Annotated in this window: 14 protein-coding genes; 4 read left to right on the forward strand and 10 right to left on the reverse strand. The window is 58.8% G+C overall.

Annotated features, from left to right (window positions below; genetic code table 11):
* Positions 1–74: 74 nt before the first annotated feature.
* Genes J8Z04_RS07840 through J8Z04_RS07855 form a run of 4 tightly spaced genes read right to left on the reverse strand, consistent with a single transcriptional unit; the run spans position 75 to position 4,164 of the window.
* Positions 75–1,508: a sensor histidine kinase gene (locus J8Z04_RS07840; RefSeq protein WP_043558309.1), complete on the reverse strand. Its 1,434-nt coding sequence runs from the start codon at positions 1,506–1,508 to the stop codon at positions 75–77.
* Positions 1,495–2,226, reverse strand: a complete 732-nt coding sequence (locus tag J8Z04_RS07845) for a response regulator transcription factor (RefSeq protein ID WP_052348917.1) — start codon at positions 2,224–2,226, stop codon at positions 1,495–1,497. Before J8Z04_RS07845 ends, J8Z04_RS07840 begins: the two co-directional genes overlap by 14 nt.
* A gap of 52 nt (positions 2,227–2,278) precedes the next feature.
* A complete protein-coding gene (locus J8Z04_RS07850; RefSeq protein WP_103765282.1) occupies positions 2,279–3,463 on the reverse strand; it encodes a BaiN/RdsA family NAD(P)/FAD-dependent oxidoreductase in 1,185 nt (394 codons plus the stop codon).
* A gap of 32 nt (positions 3,464–3,495) precedes the next feature.
* Positions 3,496–4,164 (reverse strand): glutathione S-transferase family protein, encoded by a 669-nt coding sequence (locus J8Z04_RS07855; RefSeq protein ID WP_043557811.1) that lies wholly within the window; start codon positions 4,162–4,164, stop codon positions 3,496–3,498.
* Between the two features lie 157 nt (positions 4,165–4,321).
* Here J8Z04_RS07855 and minC point away from each other — a divergent pair, with 157 nt between their 5' ends.
* The 4 genes from minC (at position 4,322) to J8Z04_RS07875 (ending at position 9,218) form a co-directional block, all read left to right on the forward strand.
* Positions 4,322–5,032 (forward strand): septum site-determining protein MinC, encoded by a 711-nt coding sequence (gene minC, locus J8Z04_RS07860; RefSeq protein WP_103765221.1) that lies wholly within the window; start codon positions 4,322–4,324, stop codon positions 5,030–5,032.
* Between the two features lie 181 nt (positions 5,033–5,213).
* Complete coding sequence (gene minD / locus J8Z04_RS07865) at positions 5,214–6,029, forward strand: septum site-determining protein MinD (protein WP_081562853.1); 816 nt, start codon at positions 5,214–5,216, stop codon at positions 6,027–6,029.
* A complete protein-coding gene (gene minE, locus J8Z04_RS07870; protein WP_043557807.1) occupies positions 6,026–6,334 on the forward strand; it encodes a cell division topological specificity factor MinE in 309 nt (102 codons plus the stop codon). Before minD ends, minE begins: the two co-directional genes overlap by 4 nt.
* 361 nt (positions 6,335–6,695) lie before the next feature.
* Positions 6,696–9,218: a TonB-dependent receptor plug domain-containing protein gene (locus J8Z04_RS07875; RefSeq protein ID WP_043557805.1), complete on the forward strand. Its 2,523-nt coding sequence runs from the start codon at positions 6,696–6,698 to the stop codon at positions 9,216–9,218.
* A gap of 16 nt (positions 9,219–9,234) precedes the next feature.
* On the opposite strand, the gene J8Z04_RS07880 is transcribed toward J8Z04_RS07875, so the two are convergent.
* The 6 genes from J8Z04_RS07880 to J8Z04_RS07905 form a co-directional block, all read right to left on the reverse strand.
* Positions 9,235–9,918 carry a Fe2+-dependent dioxygenase gene (locus J8Z04_RS07880; protein WP_043558305.1) on the reverse strand — a complete coding sequence of 228 codons (684 nt, stop codon included), beginning with the start codon at positions 9,916–9,918 and terminating at the stop codon, positions 9,235–9,237.
* A 145-nt stretch (positions 9,919–10,063) separates the two neighbouring features.
* The gene (locus J8Z04_RS07885) at positions 10,064–12,439 is read right to left on the reverse strand and encodes a TonB-dependent receptor (RefSeq protein WP_086431270.1); all 2,376 of its coding nucleotides are present in this window, start codon (positions 12,437–12,439) and stop codon (positions 10,064–10,066) included.
* 341 nt (positions 12,440–12,780) lie between these two features.
* Positions 12,781–15,102: a TonB-dependent receptor gene (locus tag J8Z04_RS07890; RefSeq protein ID WP_232086372.1), complete on the reverse strand. Its 2,322-nt coding sequence runs from the start codon at positions 15,100–15,102 to the stop codon at positions 12,781–12,783.
* A 370-nt stretch (positions 15,103–15,472) separates the two neighbouring features.
* Entirely contained in the window at positions 15,473–17,833 is a 2,361-nt protein-coding gene (locus J8Z04_RS07895) for a TonB-dependent receptor (protein ID WP_192848437.1), read from the reverse strand.
* Positions 17,834–18,058: 225 nt separating this feature from the next.
* A complete protein-coding gene (gene holA, locus J8Z04_RS07900; protein ID WP_081562687.1) occupies positions 18,059–19,069 on the reverse strand; it encodes a DNA polymerase III subunit delta in 1,011 nt (336 codons plus the stop codon).
* On the reverse strand, positions 19,066–19,812 hold the full coding sequence (locus tag J8Z04_RS07905) for a hypothetical protein (protein WP_227431506.1): 747 nt from the start codon (positions 19,810–19,812) through the stop codon (positions 19,066–19,068). Before J8Z04_RS07905 ends, holA begins: the two co-directional genes overlap by 4 nt.
* Positions 19,813–19,825 lie beyond the last annotated feature (13 nt).

The raw sequence follows: 19,825 nt of genomic DNA on the forward strand, positions 1-19,825 counted from the left end.
TGCTTTTCATCTGAAAAGATTTTTAAGAACACGGTTCCGTTACCAGCCTTTTATCTGCCACGGCCCATCACACCTCACCCTGCGCACTGGGCCTGTTCAGGAACCGGAAAAACAAGACGGAACACGGTTCCGCTGCCAACATCCCCCTGACGGTTCTCATCAATCACGAGACGGGCCTCATGCAGCCGGACGATGGCCGCCACAAGGCTCAGCCCCAGCCCGCTGCCGGGCACGTGGCGGCTCTTGTCTGCCCGGTAGAAGCGGCCCATCACGGCATCACGCTCCTCCACCGCAATACCAACCCCGGTATCCCGCACCTCGAACCACGGTTCCCCCAGCTCGTTCCGCCCTGCCCGTAGAGTGACAGCTCCCCCCTCCCCCGTGAATTTCAGAGCATTGTCCAGAAGATTGGCCAGAACCTCGTTCAGCAGGTCGGCATCCCCCCAAAGCTCCACGGGGCCTTCATGAGGTATCACGGACAGGGTCAGCCCCTGCGTTTCTGCATTGGGCTCGTACAGATCAGCCATGTCGGCAATGAGAGGCATGATATCCATGCGCCTGAAACCAGCCCTGCGCTGACCATTTTCAATCTCCCCGATCCTCAGCAGGGCCGTAATGACAGAAAAACACTGCTCGAGATCCCTCTGGCACAAAGCCATTGCCTGCTCGAAGCGGAGCTCCTCCTCCGGGGTCGATGTCAACGCCTGTACAAAACCGTTCAGGCGATCCAGCCGGGCCTGGACACGGGCCAATGGTGTACGGAGATCATGGGCAATGTCGTTGCCAACATCCCGCATTTCACCCATCAGCTGCTCCAGACGGTCCAGCATTCTGTTGACCGACCCGGCAAGACGGTCAAGATCATCATGACCGCGCCCGACAGGCAGGCGCTCCCGAAGCTGCCCCTTGACGATCTGCTCGATGGAATGATGCATCTTGGTGATGCGCCCCAACGCACGGCGGCTGAGGATCATCCCCGCCATGAGAGCAAACAGTACGACCGGAACCATGGAGAACAGGGCGCATTGCCGGGCCACACGCCGCAGCTCATCCACCATGTGGCGGGAGCGCCCCAATACCAGAAGGCGGGTCTTCCCCGGCTGCATCCCCGGCACTTCCACCACAAGAAAGCGCATGACCGTCACGGAATGATCCGGCAGGACAAAGGAGAGGTTCTGGGTAGAAGGACTGGCCGTAAGCCCTGCGGGCCACGTTGTCATGTCCCCGGCTATGGGGTGATGGTCCCTGTCGAACAGGGCGGCAGCATTCAGGAAGATGCGCAGCTCGCTCGTGCTGCGTTCTTTCAGCCGGACCTCCAGATCACCCGGGGCCTCCTGCATCAGGACCGAAGCAGAACGGCGCAGCAGGTCGTTGGTGCGCAGCTGCTCATAAGTACTGATCTGCCCGTAAAGCAGGATCAGCTCCAGCAGCATCCCCAGCACGACGACACAGACAAGCCCCAGCGTCAACCGGAACGCCGCCGTGCGAAACAGGTCACTCCGGGACACGCAGGCAGAACCCGGCACCACGGATGCTGTGGATCAACGGCTCCTCGCCATCCCGGTCCACCTTGCGACGCAGCTTGCCGATATGCACGTCCACCAGATTGGTGCGGGGGACGAACCGGTAATTCCAGACATCCTCCAGCAGCATGGTCCGGGTCAGCACCGTATTGGGGCGGCGGATCATGTATTCCAGCAGCCGGAACTCCCGTGGCAGAAGGTCGATTTCCCGCCCGTCCCGTCGCACCCGCCGTTCCAGAAGGTCCATCTCCAGCGGCCCCAGCTTCAGCATGGAGGTACGGCCATAGATGGGACGGCGCAGCAGGGCTTCCAGCCGGGCGGCCAGCTCTTCCATCACGAATGGTTTTGTCAGGTAATCGTCCCCGCCCGCCTTCAGGCCACTGATGCGGTCATCCACGGCTGACAGGGCCGACAGGACCAGAACCGGCATGGTCATGCCCTGCTCCCTCAGGGTCTCCAACACGCTCAGCCCGTCCATGCCCGGCAGCATGCGGTCCATCACCAGCAGGGCATAATCATCCCGGCGGGCCATCTCCAGCCCCTCGGTCCCTGTTGCCGCACGTGAAACCTCATAGCCACGCCCGCACAGATCCCCCACGATCTCTTCCGCAAGACTGTCGTCATCCTCGACAAGAAGGAGCTTTACCGGGGCCTGTCCCTCACCCTCCAGCGGAGCATCGCTGGGCCATGGCTGCCGTTCCATCTTCTTCATCTTCTTTTCCGCCGCCATCGCATCGCCCCTCCTCTGGCCACCATCACACACCAGACCGCCCTGCCGCAGCCTGTCCGGCCGCCACGCCACTGGCCCAGGCCCACTGGAAATTGTACCCTCCCAACCAGCCTGTCACATCCACGGCCTCTCCGACAACATACAGCCCCGGTACCGTGCGGGCCTCCATGGTCTGGGAGGACAGGTCTCTCGTATCCACACCGCCCCGCATGACCTCTGCCTTGGCGTAACCCTCCGTACCCGCCGGGTGGAGAACCCAGTCACTCACCTGCGCTGCCAGGGCACGCACCGCCTTCGCTGGCTGTTCCGCCAGCGGGCGGTCATCCAGCATTCCAGCAACCAACACCTTCACCAACCGGGCGGGCAGGGCCTCCAGCAGGGCGGGCGCATGAGCCTTCGGGCGCTGCTGGCAGATACCCCGCATATCCTCATGAACATCACGCCCCGGAGCCAGATTCAGGCGCAAGGCTTCATGCCCGTCCCACCATGACGATATCTGAAGGATGGCCGGGCCGGACACACCCCGATGGGTGAAGACCATCCCCCCCGTGAAGACCGGCTTCTTCCGACCGGCCAGCGAAGCCGTGACCTGAAGGGACACACCGGCAAGATTCGGCTGGGCCGCTTCAAGACGAAAGGGCACGAGGGCCGGAGCGGGTGGCACAATCCGCAGGCCGAACTGCCGGGCCAGCTTCAGGGCAATGTCGGTGGCGCCCAGCTTGGGCAGGGCCAGCCCCCCCGTTGCCAGAATGATGGACCGTGCCCGCACCGGCCCCTGTGATGTCTCCAGTGTGAAACTGTGACCATCATGGCTCACATCACTCAGGGAACAGCCCAGCTGGAACGTAACCCCGCCAACCCGACATTCATCTTCCAGCATGGAAACAATCTGCCGGGCCGATTCATCGCAGAAAAGCTGTCCCTCTTCCTTCTCATGCCAGCGAATGCGGTATTTCTCGACAAGGGACAGAAAATCCTGCGGGCGGTACCGGGCCAGAGCGGAGCGGCAGAAACGGGGATTTTCAGAGCGGTAATATGTCCAGTCCGCCTTCAGGTTGGTGAAATTGCACCGCCCACCACCAGAAATGAGAATTTTCCGCCCCGGCTGATCGGCATGGTCCAGAAGGACAGTCCGCGCGCCCCTCTGCCCTGCCGTGGCCGCCGCCATCATGCCAGCTGCCCCCGCCCCCATGACGGCCACATCCCACATCACCATGTCTGCCCCACGCCCTTCATGACCCGTCAGAAATCAAGATCGGCATAATGGGCAGGTGGTTTCACGCCGCTGACACGGTCACCCAGAAGATCACGGAAACAGGGGCGGGACTTTATGCGGGCGTACCAGTCCCGCACGCACGGAGCCCGGCGCCAGTCGATATCACCCAGAAAATCCAGGGCGGAAATATGGGCCGCAGCCGTAAAATCTGCCGCTGTCAGAACAGAACCCCCCAGCCATGTCCGTGTTTCGGCCAGATAGCCAATGTAATCCAGATGGAAACGGAGATTCTTGTACCCTGCCTGAAGAATCTTCCCATCAGGATGCCCCTGCCCGAAAAGACGCTTCTCCACCTTTTCCCCCAGAAGGTTGACCATGACTTCCTGCTGGAAGAGCCGCTCAAACCAGTCCATGAGGCGGCGGACTTCCACCCGTTCAGCCAGATTGCGCCCCAGAAGAGAGGTCTCCGGGTAGGCATCCTCCAGATATTCGGCAATCACACGCCCGCCAGGCACGACCATGCCACTGTCCTCCACCAGAACGGGCACCTCGCCTGCCGGATTCAGTTCGTGAAACCGTTCGTTCTGCTCCCACGTCTTTTCCACGACGAGCTCAAACGGCAGCTTCTTCTCTGCCAGCATGAGCCGCACAAAACGCGATTGCGGAGACAGGGGTAAGTGATGCAGTATACGCATATGTTTTTCCTACGGCATTTTTGCATCAGGGAACAGAGACCATTCCAATCAGTCCAGACACAACCACGGTGATCCACAGTTCATGTCCAGCCCATCAGCATCTCCGTCGTTTCATCCGTCAGATGCGTTCGCAGTGCAAGCCCCAGGTACCAGCAGAATGACCATCCGTGCCCGGGGCCGGTCTTTCCTGGCACTCATTCTCTCCCCAGAAGCCCCGCTGAAGGACTGGCTGGCCGGACTGGATGAGCATATGAGGCGCGCCGCCGGATTCTTCAACCGCCAGCCCGTCATTCTGGACCTCAGCCTGCTGGATGAAAATACGGAAGGACTGGCCGGTTTCCAGCAGGAACTGCGCCAGCGCCATATCCATCTGATCGGCATTGAGGGGGGAGATCGCCACTGGGCAGCCCTCCAGTCATGGGAGTGGCCCATCGAACTCCAGGGCGGGCGCCCGAGCGGGCCCGTGAACCTGCCCGATGGCGAAGAGCCGCAGGCGGCCGAGCCCGCCACTGCGAACCTGAGCGAACCGCTCATCATCAACCGGGTCGTACGCTCTGGCCAGTCCATCCAGAATCCCGATGGGGACGTCATCGTGCTGGGGGCCGTCTCCTCTGGTGCGGAGATCATTGCCGGTGGGTCCATCCATGTTTACGGGCCGTTGCGCGGGCGGGCCATTGCCGGGGTGGACGGCCATCCCCAGGCCCGCATCTACACCGCCAAGATGGAGGCCGAACTGCTCGCCATTGACGGTTTCTACATGGTGGCCGAAGAAATGCCGGAAGACTCCGTGGGGAAAGCCGCACAGGTCTATCTGGAACAGGAACGGCTGAATGTGACTCCCCTTCAGGCAGGGACTGTCAAAATATGACTTTTTCCTTTTTGAAAAAAGAAAACTGCCCACTTGTGACACAGAATGTCTTATCAATGCTTAATCATCACTGTAGAGTATGAAGCAACAAGGTAAGGTTCCCTTTTACTGAACCTTAATCATCTGCAATAATGTCCACAAATAAGGCTCATAAGCCGACTGCGGGAAAGCTAAAAATTTCATGGCAAAGATCGTTGTTGTTACATCCGGCAAAGGGGGCGTTGGCAAAACGACGACAACAGCCGCCCTTGGGGCCGCCTTGGCGCGAAGCGGACAGAATGTGGCTGTGGTCGACTTTGACGTCGGGCTCCGCAACCTGGACCTCATCATGGGGGTCGAACGGCGGGTCGTGTTCGACCTGATCAACGTCATCCAGGGGGAAGCCACACTCCATCAGGCCCTGATCCGTGACAAGCGCTGTGATACCCTGTCCATCCTGCCGGCCTCCCAGACCCGGGACAAGGACGCCCTGACAAGCGAGGGCATAGAACGGGTGATGAACGAGCTGCGGGAGCGCTTCGACTGGATCCTCTGTGACAGCCCAGCCGGCATTGAGCGCGGGGCCCAGCTGGCCATGCATCATGCCGACCACGCCGTGATCGTCACCAATCCGGAAGTCAGCTCCGTCCGTGACTCTGACCGCATCATCGGTATGCTCGACAGCCAGACAGCCCGGGCACAGAAAGGTGAGACGGTCGAGAAGCACCTGCTTCTGACACGCTACGACCCGAGCCGGGCCTCCCGTGGTGAGATGCTGAGTGTTGAAGATGTCGTGGGCATCCTCTCCCTGCCCCTGCTTGGCGTCATTCCCGAAAGCGAAGATGTCCTCAAGGCCTCCAACGTCGGGGCTCCGGTCACTTTTGCCTCCCCGGAGAGCGTCCCTGCCCTGGCCTATTTCGAAGCCGTGGCCCGCCTGGAAGGCAAGGACATCCCCGTCACCATCCCGACCGAAAAACGTGGTCTGTTCGACCGCATCTTCAAAAAGAGGGGATCATGAGTTTTCTGGACAGCTTCTTTTCCCGGAAACGCCCCGAGGCAAGCAGCAATGTAGCACGGGACCGGCTGCAGATCCTGCTGGCGCATGAGCGGCAGGCGCAGGAAGGTGGGGACTCAACCCTCCTCCGGACTCTCCATGCTGAAATCCTTGAAGTTCTGGCACGTCATGTCTCCATTGATGAAGACAATGTGCAGATCAAGATGGATCGGGGGCAGAAATGCTCCAAGTTGGAGATCGACATCCAGGTTCCGCAGAGTGGCCTGCGGGCGCAGGTTTCCACCATGACTCCCAATGAGGACCTGTAGTACTCCCTTTCCCTTGACCAGACCTTGTGCGGGGCCTGCCCCGCCACTGTCTCCCTATACCTGACAGGGATGCTGCCAGGCCGGTTTCTGCAGTCTTCGCTGCTCCGCTCCCCAGAGGAGCTTTTTTTGCCCCATAATTAACGATTCATCATAGTTAATTATGTGTCCAAGACAGCACAGTTCGGCGCCTTTCATGCAACAGGTGCCCTGTCACACCCTCTATCCCATGGTCTTGAAGACGACTGTTCTATATCAGACAGGCGCATAGATGTTTCTATTTTTCACTATGAAGAATAGGGGTTTGCCCGGATGATCCCCCGTGTGCAAGGTCCTGCTTCACCTGCTGGAAAGTTGGTCTCTGATGCGTTCCCTGCCTCCTTCACGTCGCCTGACTACCCTCCCCTCCCTGCTTGGCATCGGGCTGGGCTGCATGACGGCTCTATCCTCCCAGGTCAAGGCGGCAACCAGAGACCAGACCATGGCACCGGCACAGGAAAAAATATCTGCCACAGGAAAGCCCAAACCCATCACCAGGCGGCAGGCCACCACCCCGTTGCGTCAGAAACACGTCCAGCAGGTGCCCGGCGGAACGGAAACACTCATCGTCACAGGGACACGGGAGATCGGGAAAAAGGCCCGTGATTCCATTGCACCCATTGATGTCGTCTCCAGCCGGCAGCTCACCAGTACCGGCCAGCCAACCCTGCGGGATGCCATGCAGCTCCTGCTGCCATCCCTCACCGTCCCCACAGGCGGCTTTGATGCAGGCGCCCTGACGGATTCCATCAGCCTGAGGGGACTGAGCTCCAATGAGACGCTGATCCTCGTCAATGGGCACAGGCGGCACACCACGGCCAACATCTATGCCGATTCCGGGCCGCAGCAGGGCACGACCCCGACCGACATCGACATGATCCCCCTCTCTGCCATCGATCACATCGAAGTGCTGCGAGATGGTGCCTCGGCCCAGTACGGATCGGATGCCATTGCCGGGGTGGTGAACATCATCCTCAAGAAGCAGGATCACGGACTGACGATCCGGTCCAACAGCGGCATCACCAGCAAGGGAGACGGCTACCAGCAGGGCATCTTCATTGATGGCGGGGCCTCCTTCGGGGAGGACCGTGGCTTCATCCATGTCAGTGGCGACCTCGTGCATCAGGACCACAGCTTCCGCTCCGGACCGGACAGCCGGACCGGAACAACCATCAACAAGATCCTGAGCCAGCCGGAACAGACCCGGGAGTCCGTAGCCATCAATGCAGGCTATGACATCACCAACACGCTCCAGCTCTACAGCACGGCCACCTATGCCCACCGCCATGCGGAGGCCTTCCAGAATTACCGTCTGCCCTCATCCCTTGCCAGCACCCCCGGTTACGCCGCCATCTACCCGGACGGCTATTCCCCCCTCCAGACGCTGGAAGAAAATGATTTTGAAATCACGGCAGGGCTGAAAGGCCGTCTGGCAGGCTGGCACTGGGACCTGTCCAGCACGTACGGGCGGGATTTCGACAATATCGGCCTGAAGAATGACGCCAACAAGGCCCTTCCCGCCTCCGCCCTGCAAACCACCTACAACAGGGTGCAGGGCTTCAATGACACGCAGTGGAACAACGAGCTGAACCTGAACAGGAAGCTCAATCTGTCCTTCTGGCCCCACAGCATCAATCTCGCCGGAGGGGCCGGATACCGTTATGAAGCCTACTCCATTGCTGAAGGCTCCAGTGCCAGTACCTATGGCGGCGGCACCAGCCTGGCCCTCGCCGGAACAAGCCCCCGCAGTGCGGGCAACTCCAACCGTGACGTGGTCTCCGGTTATGTCGACATTTCCACCCATCTGACAAAGCACTGGCAGCTGGACATGGCCGGACGGTACGAACATTACACCGATGTCGGCAACACGCAGACCGGCAAGATTTCCACCCGTTATGACGTGTCAAGGAGGCTTGCCTTCCGGGGGACATTCAGCAACGGCTTCCATGCTCCCACACTGGCGCAGGAACATTATTCCGCCCTGACCCTCTCCCCGACCGTGGCCCGTGGGCTGGTGGCCGCCACCTCTCCCGGAGCCCTGGCCAGCGGGGCCCAGCGTCTGAAACCGGAGCAGAGCACGAATGTGGAAGGGGGCATCATTGCCGAACCCTTCAAAGGGCTGCATGTCACGACCGATTTCTACCAGATCGACCTGCGGGGCCGCATCCTGCCCGGGAACAACCTCTATGGTGTGGAAGCCGCCAACATTCTGGCAGCCAACGGCATCACCGACCTGCCCGCCAACATCACGAACAACAATCTGTCCACCCAGTGGTTTGCCAATGTGGCGAACACCCGCACGCAGGGCATGGACATGACCATCACCTACACCACGAAACTGCGCCACGCCGGGCGCATCAACTGGGATGCCGCCATCAACCTGAACCGCACCAGACTGCGCCATCAGGCGACCCGCAGCGACGGCACGCCGGTCCTCAACGCCCCCAGCCGGGCCTACATCACGACTGCGTATCCCCGCAGCAAGATCATCTTTGGTGGCACATGGGTATCCCCGGCGCATCGCTGGGCCGTTGCCCTGCATGAAATCCGGTACGGGCAGACGACCTCCGCCCTGACCTATTACCGGAACAACAATACCTCAACGGCCTCGACCACCAACTACCTCCAGTTCCATAACAGACCGAAATGGACGACCAATCTTTCGGTGACGTACAACATCAACAAAATCTGGAGTACAACACTGGGCGGGAACAACATCTTCGCCGCCTTCCCCAGCAAGGTGCCCCATGGCAACCGTTATCTGGGAGCCGCCAAATACTACCTGAGCACATCCCAGCTCGGCATCAATGGCGGCTACTATTATCTGGACGTGTCAGCCCACTTCTGAAAAGTGGGCCAGACGGTCACATCTCGGCCCATGTCCGCAGCAGGTTGTGATACACGTTGGTCAGCCGCAGGACCTCCGCATCCTTGGGGCCGTGACTCTGGGTCAGGGCCATGATGCTCTGGTCAAGGTCGAACAGGATGGACCGGTGCTCCTGCGAGCGGATGACGGACTGCGCCCAGAAAAAAGACCCCCAGCGGCTGCCCCGTGTCACCGGAGTGACCGTATGCAGGGCCGTGGTGGGATAGACAATCATGTCCCCCGCAGGCAGGCGCACCCGCTTTTCCTCTGAAGGCCCATGAAGGACCAGCTCGCCCCCGTCATATTCATCAAGATCGGAAATGAAAAGCGTGCTGGACACGTCCGTACGGATGCGGTGCCCCGTACCGGGAATGGGCCGCAGGGCGTTATCGACATGCGCCCCGAAATTCATCCCCACATCATAACGGTTGAAGAGCGGCGGCACGAGACGCAGGGGCAGCACGGCACTGTTATAGAGCGGGTTCGTGCCCAGCTTGCGCAGGACAAACGTGGAGAGCTCCTTCCCCAGCGGGCTGTCTGGAGCGATCTGAAGATTGTTCTTCACACTGCCAGACTGTGACCCGGCTGTTCCCCGGCCATCCACCCATTCTCCCGCGGCCAGACGGGACCGCAGGTCAGCCAGCTCTTCTGCCGAGAGAACTCCCGGAATATGCAACATCATGAGATCATGCCTTTCAGGCAGGCCAGCAGCCTCGCCACCTACAGGAAAAGGAGCAGACAGACCTGCCTGCTCCATGTGAAACCTTCACACCATCATCCACCGGTTTCAAGACCGGACATGCAGAAGGCATGGCCGGCCCCGACACTCAGTAATCCATGGTCAGACGGCCAAGGAATGTCCGCCCCGGTGCGGGCGTGGCATAGCCGCTGAAGAGACTGTTGTAGTTCAGCCGATTGGCCAGATTGTACCCGTTGAGAGAGACCTGCCAGTGCCGCCCGAAATGATGGGAAATGACGGTGTCAAAATCCACATTGGCAGGCACTTTGGAGGTATTGTTGTTATCCAGATACACTTTCTGACGCCATGTCAGACCACCACCGATGGTGAAGTTCCACGGCGTACCGGGGAAGGCCTCATAGGCGGACCAGAGGGTCGCCTGATTGTGCGGCACGTACTGGATCTGGTTATGCATCCGCCCGCCACCATTGGAGGACGTCTTCGGGTCATACAGGGCGTAAGTGGCCGTGATGTTCCAGCCCGGCAGGATCATGCCACCAAGGGAGAGTTCCATGCCCTGGTTGCGCTGCTGGGCACCCGTGTTGATGGTGGAGTTGGAGACCGGGTCTGTCGTCAGGGCATTGCTCTTGTCCAGACGGAAAAGCGAGATGGTGGCCCCCAGGCGGTCATGCAGCAGACTGAACTTGCTGCCGACCTCATACAGGCGGGCACGCTGCGGGCGTGTATCCACGGTTCCCTTTGATCCCGGCCGGACCGGCACGGCCCCGCTGGTCACATACATGCCCGTCGGTGTGGTGGAGCTGGCATAGGTGAAATAGACCGTCTGCCACTTCGTCGGTGTCAGCACAAGGCTGGCCGTCGGGTTGAAGGTATTTGTCGTCTGCGGGAAGCTCCTGTCCGGGTTGTTCGGCAGTTCGGACAGGCCGGACGTCCAGTAGTTGCTCTGCCAGCGGTCCCAGCGGAACCCGCCCTTGATGGATGCCCAGTTTGTCAGCCAGATCTGGTCATACAGGAAAATGCCCGTGTCGAACCCATACCCGCGGCTGTTCGGCTTCTTGCCAATACCGGCAATATTGGGCATGGAATTGGCCTGTGCGGAGACACGGCGCACCATGGCATCCGGCACATTGTGCGGGTCTGGATACAGCATGTTGGCGGTCGGCACCGCCTGGGTGAGGGAAGCACCCTCATAGGTATCCTGATGACGGGAATCATGGACATATTCCATGTCAAACCCTGTCACGACCTGATGCCTCAGAAAACCTGTCTTGAAGTCGGCCTGCAAGGAGGCGACGTCCTGGAAGGACCAGCTGTTCTGCTTGTAGGGCAGCGGCACGCTCCCGTTGGTGTTGCGGGTGATCACACCGGCACCATAATTGCCACTGTTCAGCGCATTGACGCACTTCGTGCCGCACTGCACCTTGGAGGCCTCAAAGTCACGGCTGTACTCACCGAAGCGCAGATCATTGTGGAATGTCAGATGATCGTTGAAGATGTGCTTCAGGCGCAGCGTCTCCATCGTGTCATCGGTATGATTATGGTCCTGCTGCTTGCCGTACCAGTTCTGCCGGGGCACGCCATATTCCGAGATCGGCCGCCCATAAGCGGACCCACGGGCCTTGACGACCGGCATCCCGTAATCCGGGATGCTGTTGTCCGTCTCATGCATCACCTGAAGCACGACGGTCGTCTTCGTCCCCAGCCCGAAGGCCACGGAAGGCGCAATGCCCCAGCGATGATCCCAGACATGGTCCCGCCCGACCACATTGTTGGACGCCCCCAGCCCTTCCAGACGGAAGGCCGTGGTGTCGTTGATCCGCTTGTTCACATCCACCGTGCCACGGAAATAATCCGCTGACCCGCCACTGAAATCCACGTTGTAATGGTCGTTGACCGTCGGCGTCTTCGTCACGACATTGATGGCACCACCGGTCGTTCCGTTACCGAAAACCTGTGAGGACGGCCCCTTGATGACATTGACGGAATCATAGTTGAAGCTGTCACGGGAATAGACGCCGAAGTCCCGCAGGCCATCTTCGTAGATGTCATTCTGTGCCGGGAACCCACGGATGAGAAACTGGTCCCCGTTGAGACCACCGGCCCCTTCCCCGACGGAAGCCGTGATGCCGGGGACGTTGCGCAGGGCCTCATCCAGAGACTTCGCATTCTGCTGCTTGATCAGTTCCCGGGGAACGACATCAATGGTCTGCGGCGTGTGCATGACATCCTGCGGCATACGTCCCATGTCGTTGCCTGCATGCATCGTGTTGAACGGATGACCGATGACATGGATACGCTCCACCTGCGTTGCCTGCACACCATCCTGTGCCGCCCGGGATGCAGATGTTCCGGCTGTTGTCTGTTCCGCATGTGTTCCATCTGATGTGGCAACGCCATCCTGATGCAGGGCTGTTGTGTCAGCAGCATAGGCCCCCCCAGCGACACCACCCAGTGTCAGGACAGCCGAAGCCGGCTTGAGGCATTGATGGATAAAACGACTCATACAAAGGTGCTCCACATCAGGGTAATACGACCTCCACCAAGGAGAGACACCTTCCATAGATGATAATTATTCTCAGTTTCAAACCATAAAAATCATACCAAATCGTTTACAGATAAGATTGTGTCTTAATTGCCACAATATGACACACCATTACCATAATGGCTGTTTCCTGCTGTTTTTCAGCATGTTGCTACCTCCACTCTCATGCTGTGAACAGGTATTCCCGATTATTTCTTAGAACTGACAGGATGAACCGAACACAAAAACAAGAGCCCGTTCCCCAGCCCCAATGCGGAGCCATACCTTCAGGCCGGACAGTATGTCCGGCCTGAAAAAACAGCTCAGTAATCCATGGTCAGACGGCCAAGGAATGTCCGCCCCGGTGCAGGGGTAGAATAGCCACTGAAGAGCGTGTTGTAGTTCAGCCGGTTGGCCAGATTGTATCCGTTGAGAGAAACCTGCCAGTGCCGCCCGAAATGATGGGAAATGACGGTGTCAAAATCCACGTTGGCGGGCACCTTGGAGGTATTGTTGTTATCCAGATACACACCCTGCCGCCATGTCAGCCCCCCACCGATCGTGAAGTTCCATGGCAGGTTGGGGAAGGCCTCATAAGCGGACCAGAGAGTCGCCTGATTATGCGGCACGTACTGGATCTGATTATGCATGGGCCCGCCATTGTTGGAAGATGTTTTCGGATCATACAGCGCATAAGTGGCTGTGATGTTCCAACCCGTCAGGATCATCCCCCCGAGGGAGAGTTCCATGCCCTGGTTGCGCTGCTGGGCCCCCGTGTTGATGGTGGAGTTGGAGACCGGGTCTGTCGTCAGGGCATTGTCCTTGTCCAGACGGAAGAGCGAGATGGTGGCCCCCAGGCGGTCATGCAGCAGGCTGAACTTGCTGCCGACCTCATACAGGCGGGCATGCTGTGGCCGGTTATCCACCGTTCCTCCATTCTTGCCCGGCCGGACCGGCACGGCCCCGCTGGTCACATACATGCCCGTTGGTGTGGTGGAGCTGGCATAGGTGAAATAGATCGTCTGCCAGCTGGTCGGTGTCAGCACGAGGCTGGCCGTCGGGTTGAAGGTATTCTTCGTCTGCGGGAAACGCTTGTCCTCATTCGGGACGGGGCGGTTTTTCTCATTCAGGGTCGTTTCTGGCCCACCTGTTACGGTGTACCCACTCTGCCAGCGGTCCCAACGGAACCCGCCCTTGATGGATGCCCAGTTTGTCAGCCAGATCTGGTCATACAGGAAGATGCCCGTATCAAACCCATAACCATGATTGTCCGGCTTTCTGCCCAGCCCGGCAATGTACGGCATGCTCTTCGGATTCTCCCCTCCCGGCACACGACGGGCCTGTGCATCCGTTACCTCATGCGGATTGGGATAGAGCAGATTGGCCGCAGGAATGGTCCCGGCATAGACGTCCTGATGACGGGAATCATGGACATATTCCATGTCAAACCCTGTCACGACCTGATGCCGGAGAGACCATGTCTTGAAGTCTGCCTGCAGGGACGCAACGTCCTGGAAGGACCAGCTGTTCTGCTTGTAGGGCAGCGGCACACTGTTGCCCGGCGTCGTGCGATTGACCAGCCCCTTGCCAAAATCACCGCCATTGATCGCATCAATACAGCCAGCCCGGCACACGACCTTCGAAGCTTCAAAATTACGGCTGTATTCACCGAAGCGCAGATCATTGTGGAAGGTGAAATGCCGATTGAAAACATGCTTCAGCCGCAATGTTTCCATCGTGTCGTCGGTGTGATTATGGTCCTGCTGCTTGCCAAAGAAATTGTGCCGCGGCACGCCATATTCAGACAAAGGCCGCCCATAAGCCGACCACTTTGTCTTGATGACCGGCATCCCGAAATCTGGCACGCTGTTATCTGTCTGGTGCATCACCTGAAGAACAACGGTCGTCTTCGTCCCCAGCCCGAAGGCCACGGATGGCGCAATGCCCCAACGATGATCCCAGACATGGTCCCGACCCACCACATTGTTGGACGCTCCCATGCCTTCCAGACGGAAGGCCGTCCTGTTATTGATGGTCTTGTTCACATCCACCGTGCCACGGAAATAATCCGCTGACCCGCCACTGAAATCCACGTTGTAATGGTCATTGGCCATCGGCGTCTTCGTCACGACATTGATGGCGCCGCCAGTCGTTCCGTTACCGAAAACCTGTGAAGACGGCCCCTTGATGACATTGACGGAATCATAATTGAAGCTGTCACGAGCGTAGACACCGAAGTCCCGCAGGCCATCTTCGTAGATGTCATTCTGTGCCGGGAACCCACGGATGAGAAACTGGTCCCCGTTGAGACCACCGGCCCCTTCCCCGACGGAAGCCGTGATGCCGGGGACGTTGCGCAGGGCCTCATCCAGAGACTTCGCATTCTGCTGCTTGATCAGTTCCCGGGGGACGACATCAATGGTCTGCGGCGTGTGCATGACATCCTGCGGCAGACGCCCCATGTCATTGCCTGCATGCATCGTGTTGAACGGATGACCGATGACATGGATGCGCTCCACCTGCGTCGCCTGCACGCCCTGCGTCTGGGCATCATTGACAGAAGGCGCTGGTGTCGTCGTTTCCTGCCCTGTAGGCGTGCTTTCTTCCTGATGGGAGGCAGAAGCAGCCAAAGCCCCCCCTGCCATGCTCCCTAAAGTCAGCACCGCTGAGACCGGTTTTAGACATTGATGGATAAAACGACTCATGGAAACAACCTTTGTCCTGAAAGGGTCACGCACATCCCCAGCGGGATAGCCGCTCATAAATGCGACTAATTCTTAATTTTAACTTTAAGAAATTGTTGTCCTTTGCAGAAATTTGATGAATGTGTCGTAAAAAACACATTTATTTTAATTTTTTGTTTATTATCTGTAAGACAGACACAGTCCCTCTCATGATTTTTGTTAATATTTAAACAATTAAATATTAACCATTGCGATCTCCCATAAAAAAACTGCGCCTTCCCAAACAGGAAAGGCGCAGAATCCAGCAGATGATCCGTGTCTGAAGGGTAGATCAGTAATCCATGCTCAACCGCCCAAGGAAGGCCCGCCCCGGAGCCGGTGTTACCCGGTTCGTGAAGAGTGAGTTGTAGTTGAGACGGTTGGACAGGTTGTAGGCATTCAACGACACGACCCAGTGCCGGTTGATGCGGTGCGAGATATAGGAATCGAACTCCACGTTGGCGGGCACCTTCGCCGTGTTGGCAAGGTCCAGATACACGCCCTGCCGCCATGTCAGCCCCCCACCGATGGTAAAGTTCCAGAGCTTGCCGGGAAAGGCTTCATAAGCGGACCACAGCGTCGCCTGATTGTGCGGCACGTACTGGATGTTCCGGCCATGATTGGGACCGGACATCACCCGCGGGTCATACAGAGCATATGTGGCCGTCACGTTCCAGCCCGGCAGGATCATGCCTCCCAGGGACAGTTCCAGCCCCTGGTTGCGTTCCTTCACACCCGTGGCCAGTACCTGCCCGGCGACCGGGTCCGTCGTCAGGGCATTGCTCTTGTCCAGCCGGAAGAGCGATATCGTGGCCCCGAGACGGTCATGCAGCAGGCTCATCTTGGACCCCACCTCATAGAGCTGGGAGCGTTCAGGCTGGGTGGCCACCTGCCCGTTCACGGGGCGGATCGGCAGGGCACCGTTGGTCACATACATGCCCATCGGCGTCGTGGAGCTCGCATAGGTGAAGTAGAAGGTCTGCCAGCTGTTGGGCGTGATCAGCAGGCTGGCCGTCGGATTGATGACGCCCTTCGTGTCATGATAATCCAACGCCGCAGACGGCGCCTTGCCCAACGGGCCACGGGCCGCCGCACTCTCCTGCCCGTCCGCTCCCCATGTCCTGTACATGGTCTGCCAGCGGTCCCAGCGCAGCCCACCCTTGGCGGACAGCCACTTGGTGAACCAGATCTGGTCATACAGGAAAAGACCCGTATCGAATCCATAGCCACGGGAATCCGGCCGCCCCAGACTGTAATTGGTGTTCTTCCAGCAGTTTCCGGAATCCGCCCGGCAGGTCGCATAACCATAATCGTCACGCTGCGGATGGTAGGTGTTCTGCCACGGAATGGCCCGGTGGGCACCCACGGCATCATACGCATACTGGCGGCGGGAATCCTGCACATATTCCATGTCGAATCCCGTCACGACCTGATGGCGCAGGAATCCCGTATTGAAGTCCGCCTGCAGGGAGGCCACGTCCTGAAAGGACCAGCTGGACTGCTTGTACGGCATCGGCCCGCCATTGAGGCCCACACCGGCAGCCGGATCGACCTTCTTGTACCCCGGATTGTATATCTGCATCTCGGAGCAGGACGCATTGGCACAGTGCGGCGTGGAGGCCGCAAAGTCCCGGCTGTATTCACCGAAGCGCAGGTCATTGTGGAACGTGAAATGACGGTTGAAGACATGCTTCAGCCGCAATGTCTCCATCGTGTCATCGCTGTTGTCATGGTCCTGCGTCTTGCCGTACCAGTTGCCCCGGCGCACACCGAGAGACGACTGCTCCGTGATGGGATGGCCCTTGACGACCGGCACGCCATAATCCGGCACGTTGCGGGAGGTCTGGTGCATCACCTGCAACACGACCGTCGTTTTCGTGCCGATACCAAAAGCGATGGACGGTGCAATACCCCAGCGGTGGGAATAGGCGTAATCACGTCCCACCACGTCATTGGAATTTCCCATGCCCTCCAGACGGAAGGCCGAAGTATCCCCGATGCGTTTGTTCACATCCACCGTGCCACGGTAGAAATTCCCCGACCCACCACTGAAATCGGCTCCGTAATGATCCTTCAGTGTCGGGGTTTTGGTGATGATGTTGATGGCCCCGCCTGTCGTTCCGTTACCGAACACCTCGGAGGACGGCCCCTTGATGACATTGACGGAATCCTGAAAGAAACTGTCACGGGTATAAACCCCAAAATCCCGCAAACCATCTTCATAAATGTCATTTTGCGCCGGGAAGCCACGGATGAGGAACTGGTCGCCACTCATTCCTCCAGCCCCTTCCCCCACGGAAGAGGTGATGCCGGGAACATTCTTCAGGGCTTCCTCGAGCGATTTTGCATTCTGCTGCTTGATGAGCTCCCGGGGAACGACATCGATCGTCTGGGCCGTGTGCATGACATCCTGCGGCATCCGGCCCATGTCGTTGCTGGCATGCATCGTGTTGAACGGGTGGCCGATGACATGAATCTGCTCGACCCCCTTGGCCTGAATTCCTCTGGAATCATCTGTTCCATCTGCAGGAGACGTTACATCCTGGGCAACCCTGTTTGCCGCTCCCGGCTCTGCATGGGCACCCCCTACAACACCCCCCATTGTCAGAACTGCAGATAACGGCCTGAGACCACTACGGATGAAACGACTCATATATACCACCAGAAAAACAACATTATTCAGCAGCCGTTCTAGGTGATAATAATTATCATTATATAATAAAGTTTAATTTAAAGATCGGACACACACCCTCCCTCAACAACAGAAGAATGGCAGGAAACTCATGTTTTTTCTGAAAAAAAGCAGATGGGAACAGTCAATGAAAACAGTCACAAGGACACAGTGAAAGGTATAACCTATTATGTGAATTAATGTATTTTATTCCCGATCAAAAGAACGGGGATGACACAGCCTGACAAGGTGACGGCGACAGAGCAGATCATCCGGGGCCCCGCTCTGCTTGCAGGCCAGCTCCAGCTCCTGCGTTGCCTCCGCTGCCTGGGAGAGAGCAACCTGAGACCAGCGCCTCATGCCCGCCAGAAAAGCATCCTTGTGACGAAAAAAGACAGGTGGCTTCAGGGCAGCCATGGCCTCCTGCCGGGACTGCCCCTCCTGCACCAGAAAAAACGCCCGCTGGAAGCGCTCCAGCACGGACAGTGTCACACGGGCAAAAGCAACAGGGCTGGCCCCATCCCCCATGGCCCGCTCAAACGCCCGGTCAGCCTCCAGCCGGTTCCCCGCCAAGGCCGCATACACCGCATCATCAAGGGACGCCTGCCCCGAATCCCCCACGCAGGCCTGGACGTCATCAACGGTCAGGGTGCTACCCGGCTCACCGTAAAGACGCAGTTTTTCCACTTCACTACGGACCAGCGTCCGATCATGCCCCAGATGACCGAGCAGCCACGCCATGCCATCACGATCCAGCCGGATATCATCTTCCGCCAGAATATCGCTCACCGTCCGGGCAAGGTTGCGCCCTTCCTCCGGATAACACCCGATGGACGCCACCTGCCTGTGTTTTTCTGCAAACTGCCGCAGCTTGGAGCGACTTCCCAATCCTGGCCCTTCCAGAACGACCAATGTATCGCTCTGATGCTCCAGAAGGGATTTCAGCTGGCCAAGAGCGCCATCCTGCACACCACGCAACCAGACAGCACGCCGCCCCCCTGTCAGGGACAGGGCCAGAGCCTCCTCCTCCAGCCTGTCCTGCTCTTCCGCTTCCAGCCGGGCCAGACGAAACGGGTCATCCAGATCATCCAGTATGGTCTGGACAGCCTCCCTCGCCCGCTCACGGATCAACCCGCCATCATCTCCGTGGAGAAGAATCACACGCCAGCTGCCAGCCTCCTTCAGAGTCTGCCTGGCAGCCTGCGTCTTGATCTTCACAGACCGTTATCCTCTTCGTCCTCCAGATTCCGGCTGTCCTCACCCGTCCATGTGGAGGCGTTGTTGCTGCTGCGCCCCGTTGCATTGGCTGGGAAGCCATCAACACCAATATAGCGCATGTCCGTCCGCTGCGTGCCGGGCAGACGGTCCAGATAGGGATCACGCCCCGGACGGATGGACTTCTCCTCTCCCAGAGACTGATGCGCCCGGAACCAGACAGCCACCTGCATGGTGATGTCATGCGCCAGGCTTTCCCCGATCCGCTTGTAAAGCGTTTCGTTATTGAGCGTCTGGGCAAAATACTGCTCAATATTCATGTTGAAGCCGTCCAGAGTGCGGGCATAGCCCCGTGCCAGCACCTTGCTGGTATCCCCGACACGATAAAGCCGCCAGTCAGCCCAGCCAACACCACGGGTACGACCCGAGGTATTGTCCTGATGGATATCGATCGACTCCAGAGAAGCCGTGGCATTCACACGCAGGATGTACCCCTCCGGCCGTTCCGGCCCATCCCCCGCCATTTCCTTTTGCAGGCCAAGGCGCAGCTCCTGCCCGAAACGGGTCGGAATGTTCGCTACATAAACATCCTTCAGCTGGGCATTGACGGCAGCATCCTTCTGCCCAGCCTGCCTGCCATAAAGTGGCTGGAAACCACACGCTCCCAGACTGGCAAGCCCGACCCCGGCCAGCAGGATGCCAAGGCCCCGGCGAGCCACTTTCTTCATCCGGGAGTTTCCGTTCATCCAGCCTCTCCCG

The organism is Bombella apis, from assembly GCF_018221685.1.
Lineage (GTDB): Bacteria > Pseudomonadota > Alphaproteobacteria > Acetobacterales > Acetobacteraceae > Bombella > Bombella apis.

Coding starts and splice junctions, on each gene's coding strand:
- J8Z04_RS07845 (WP_052348917.1), bottom strand. CDS start 2,226: ATGGAACGGCAGCCATGGCCCAGCGATGCTCCGCTGGAGGGTGAGGGA.
- J8Z04_RS07850 (WP_103765282.1), bottom strand. CDS start 3,463: ATGTGGGATGTGGCCGTCATGGGGGCGGGGGCAGCTGGCATGATGGCG.
- J8Z04_RS07855 (WP_043557811.1), bottom strand. CDS start 4,164: ATGCGTATACTGCATCACTTACCCCTGTCTCCGCAATCGCGTTTTGTG.
- minC (WP_103765221.1), top strand. CDS start 4,322: ATGACCATCCGTGCCCGGGGCCGGTCTTTCCTGGCACTCATTCTCTCC.
- minD (WP_081562853.1), top strand. CDS start 5,214: ATGGCAAAGATCGTTGTTGTTACATCCGGCAAAGGGGGCGTTGGCAAA.
- minE (WP_043557807.1), top strand. CDS start 6,026: ATGAGTTTTCTGGACAGCTTCTTTTCCCGGAAACGCCCCGAGGCAAGC.
- J8Z04_RS07875 (WP_043557805.1), top strand. CDS start 6,696: ATGCGTTCCCTGCCTCCTTCACGTCGCCTGACTACCCTCCCCTCCCTG.
- J8Z04_RS07880 (WP_043558305.1), bottom strand. CDS start 9,918: ATGATGTTGCATATTCCGGGAGTTCTCTCGGCAGAAGAGCTGGCTGAC.
- J8Z04_RS07885 (WP_086431270.1), bottom strand. CDS start 12,439: ATGAGTCGTTTTATCCATCAATGCCTCAAGCCGGCTTCGGCTGTCCTG.
- J8Z04_RS07890 (WP_232086372.1), bottom strand. CDS start 15,102: ATGGCAGGGGGGGCTTTGGCTGCTTCTGCCTCCCATCAGGAAGAAAGC.
- J8Z04_RS07895 (WP_192848437.1), bottom strand. CDS start 17,833: ATGAGTCGTTTCATCCGTAGTGGTCTCAGGCCGTTATCTGCAGTTCTG.
- J8Z04_RS07905 (WP_227431506.1), bottom strand. CDS start 19,812: ATGAACGGAAACTCCCGGATGAAGAAAGTGGCTCGCCGGGGCCTTGGC.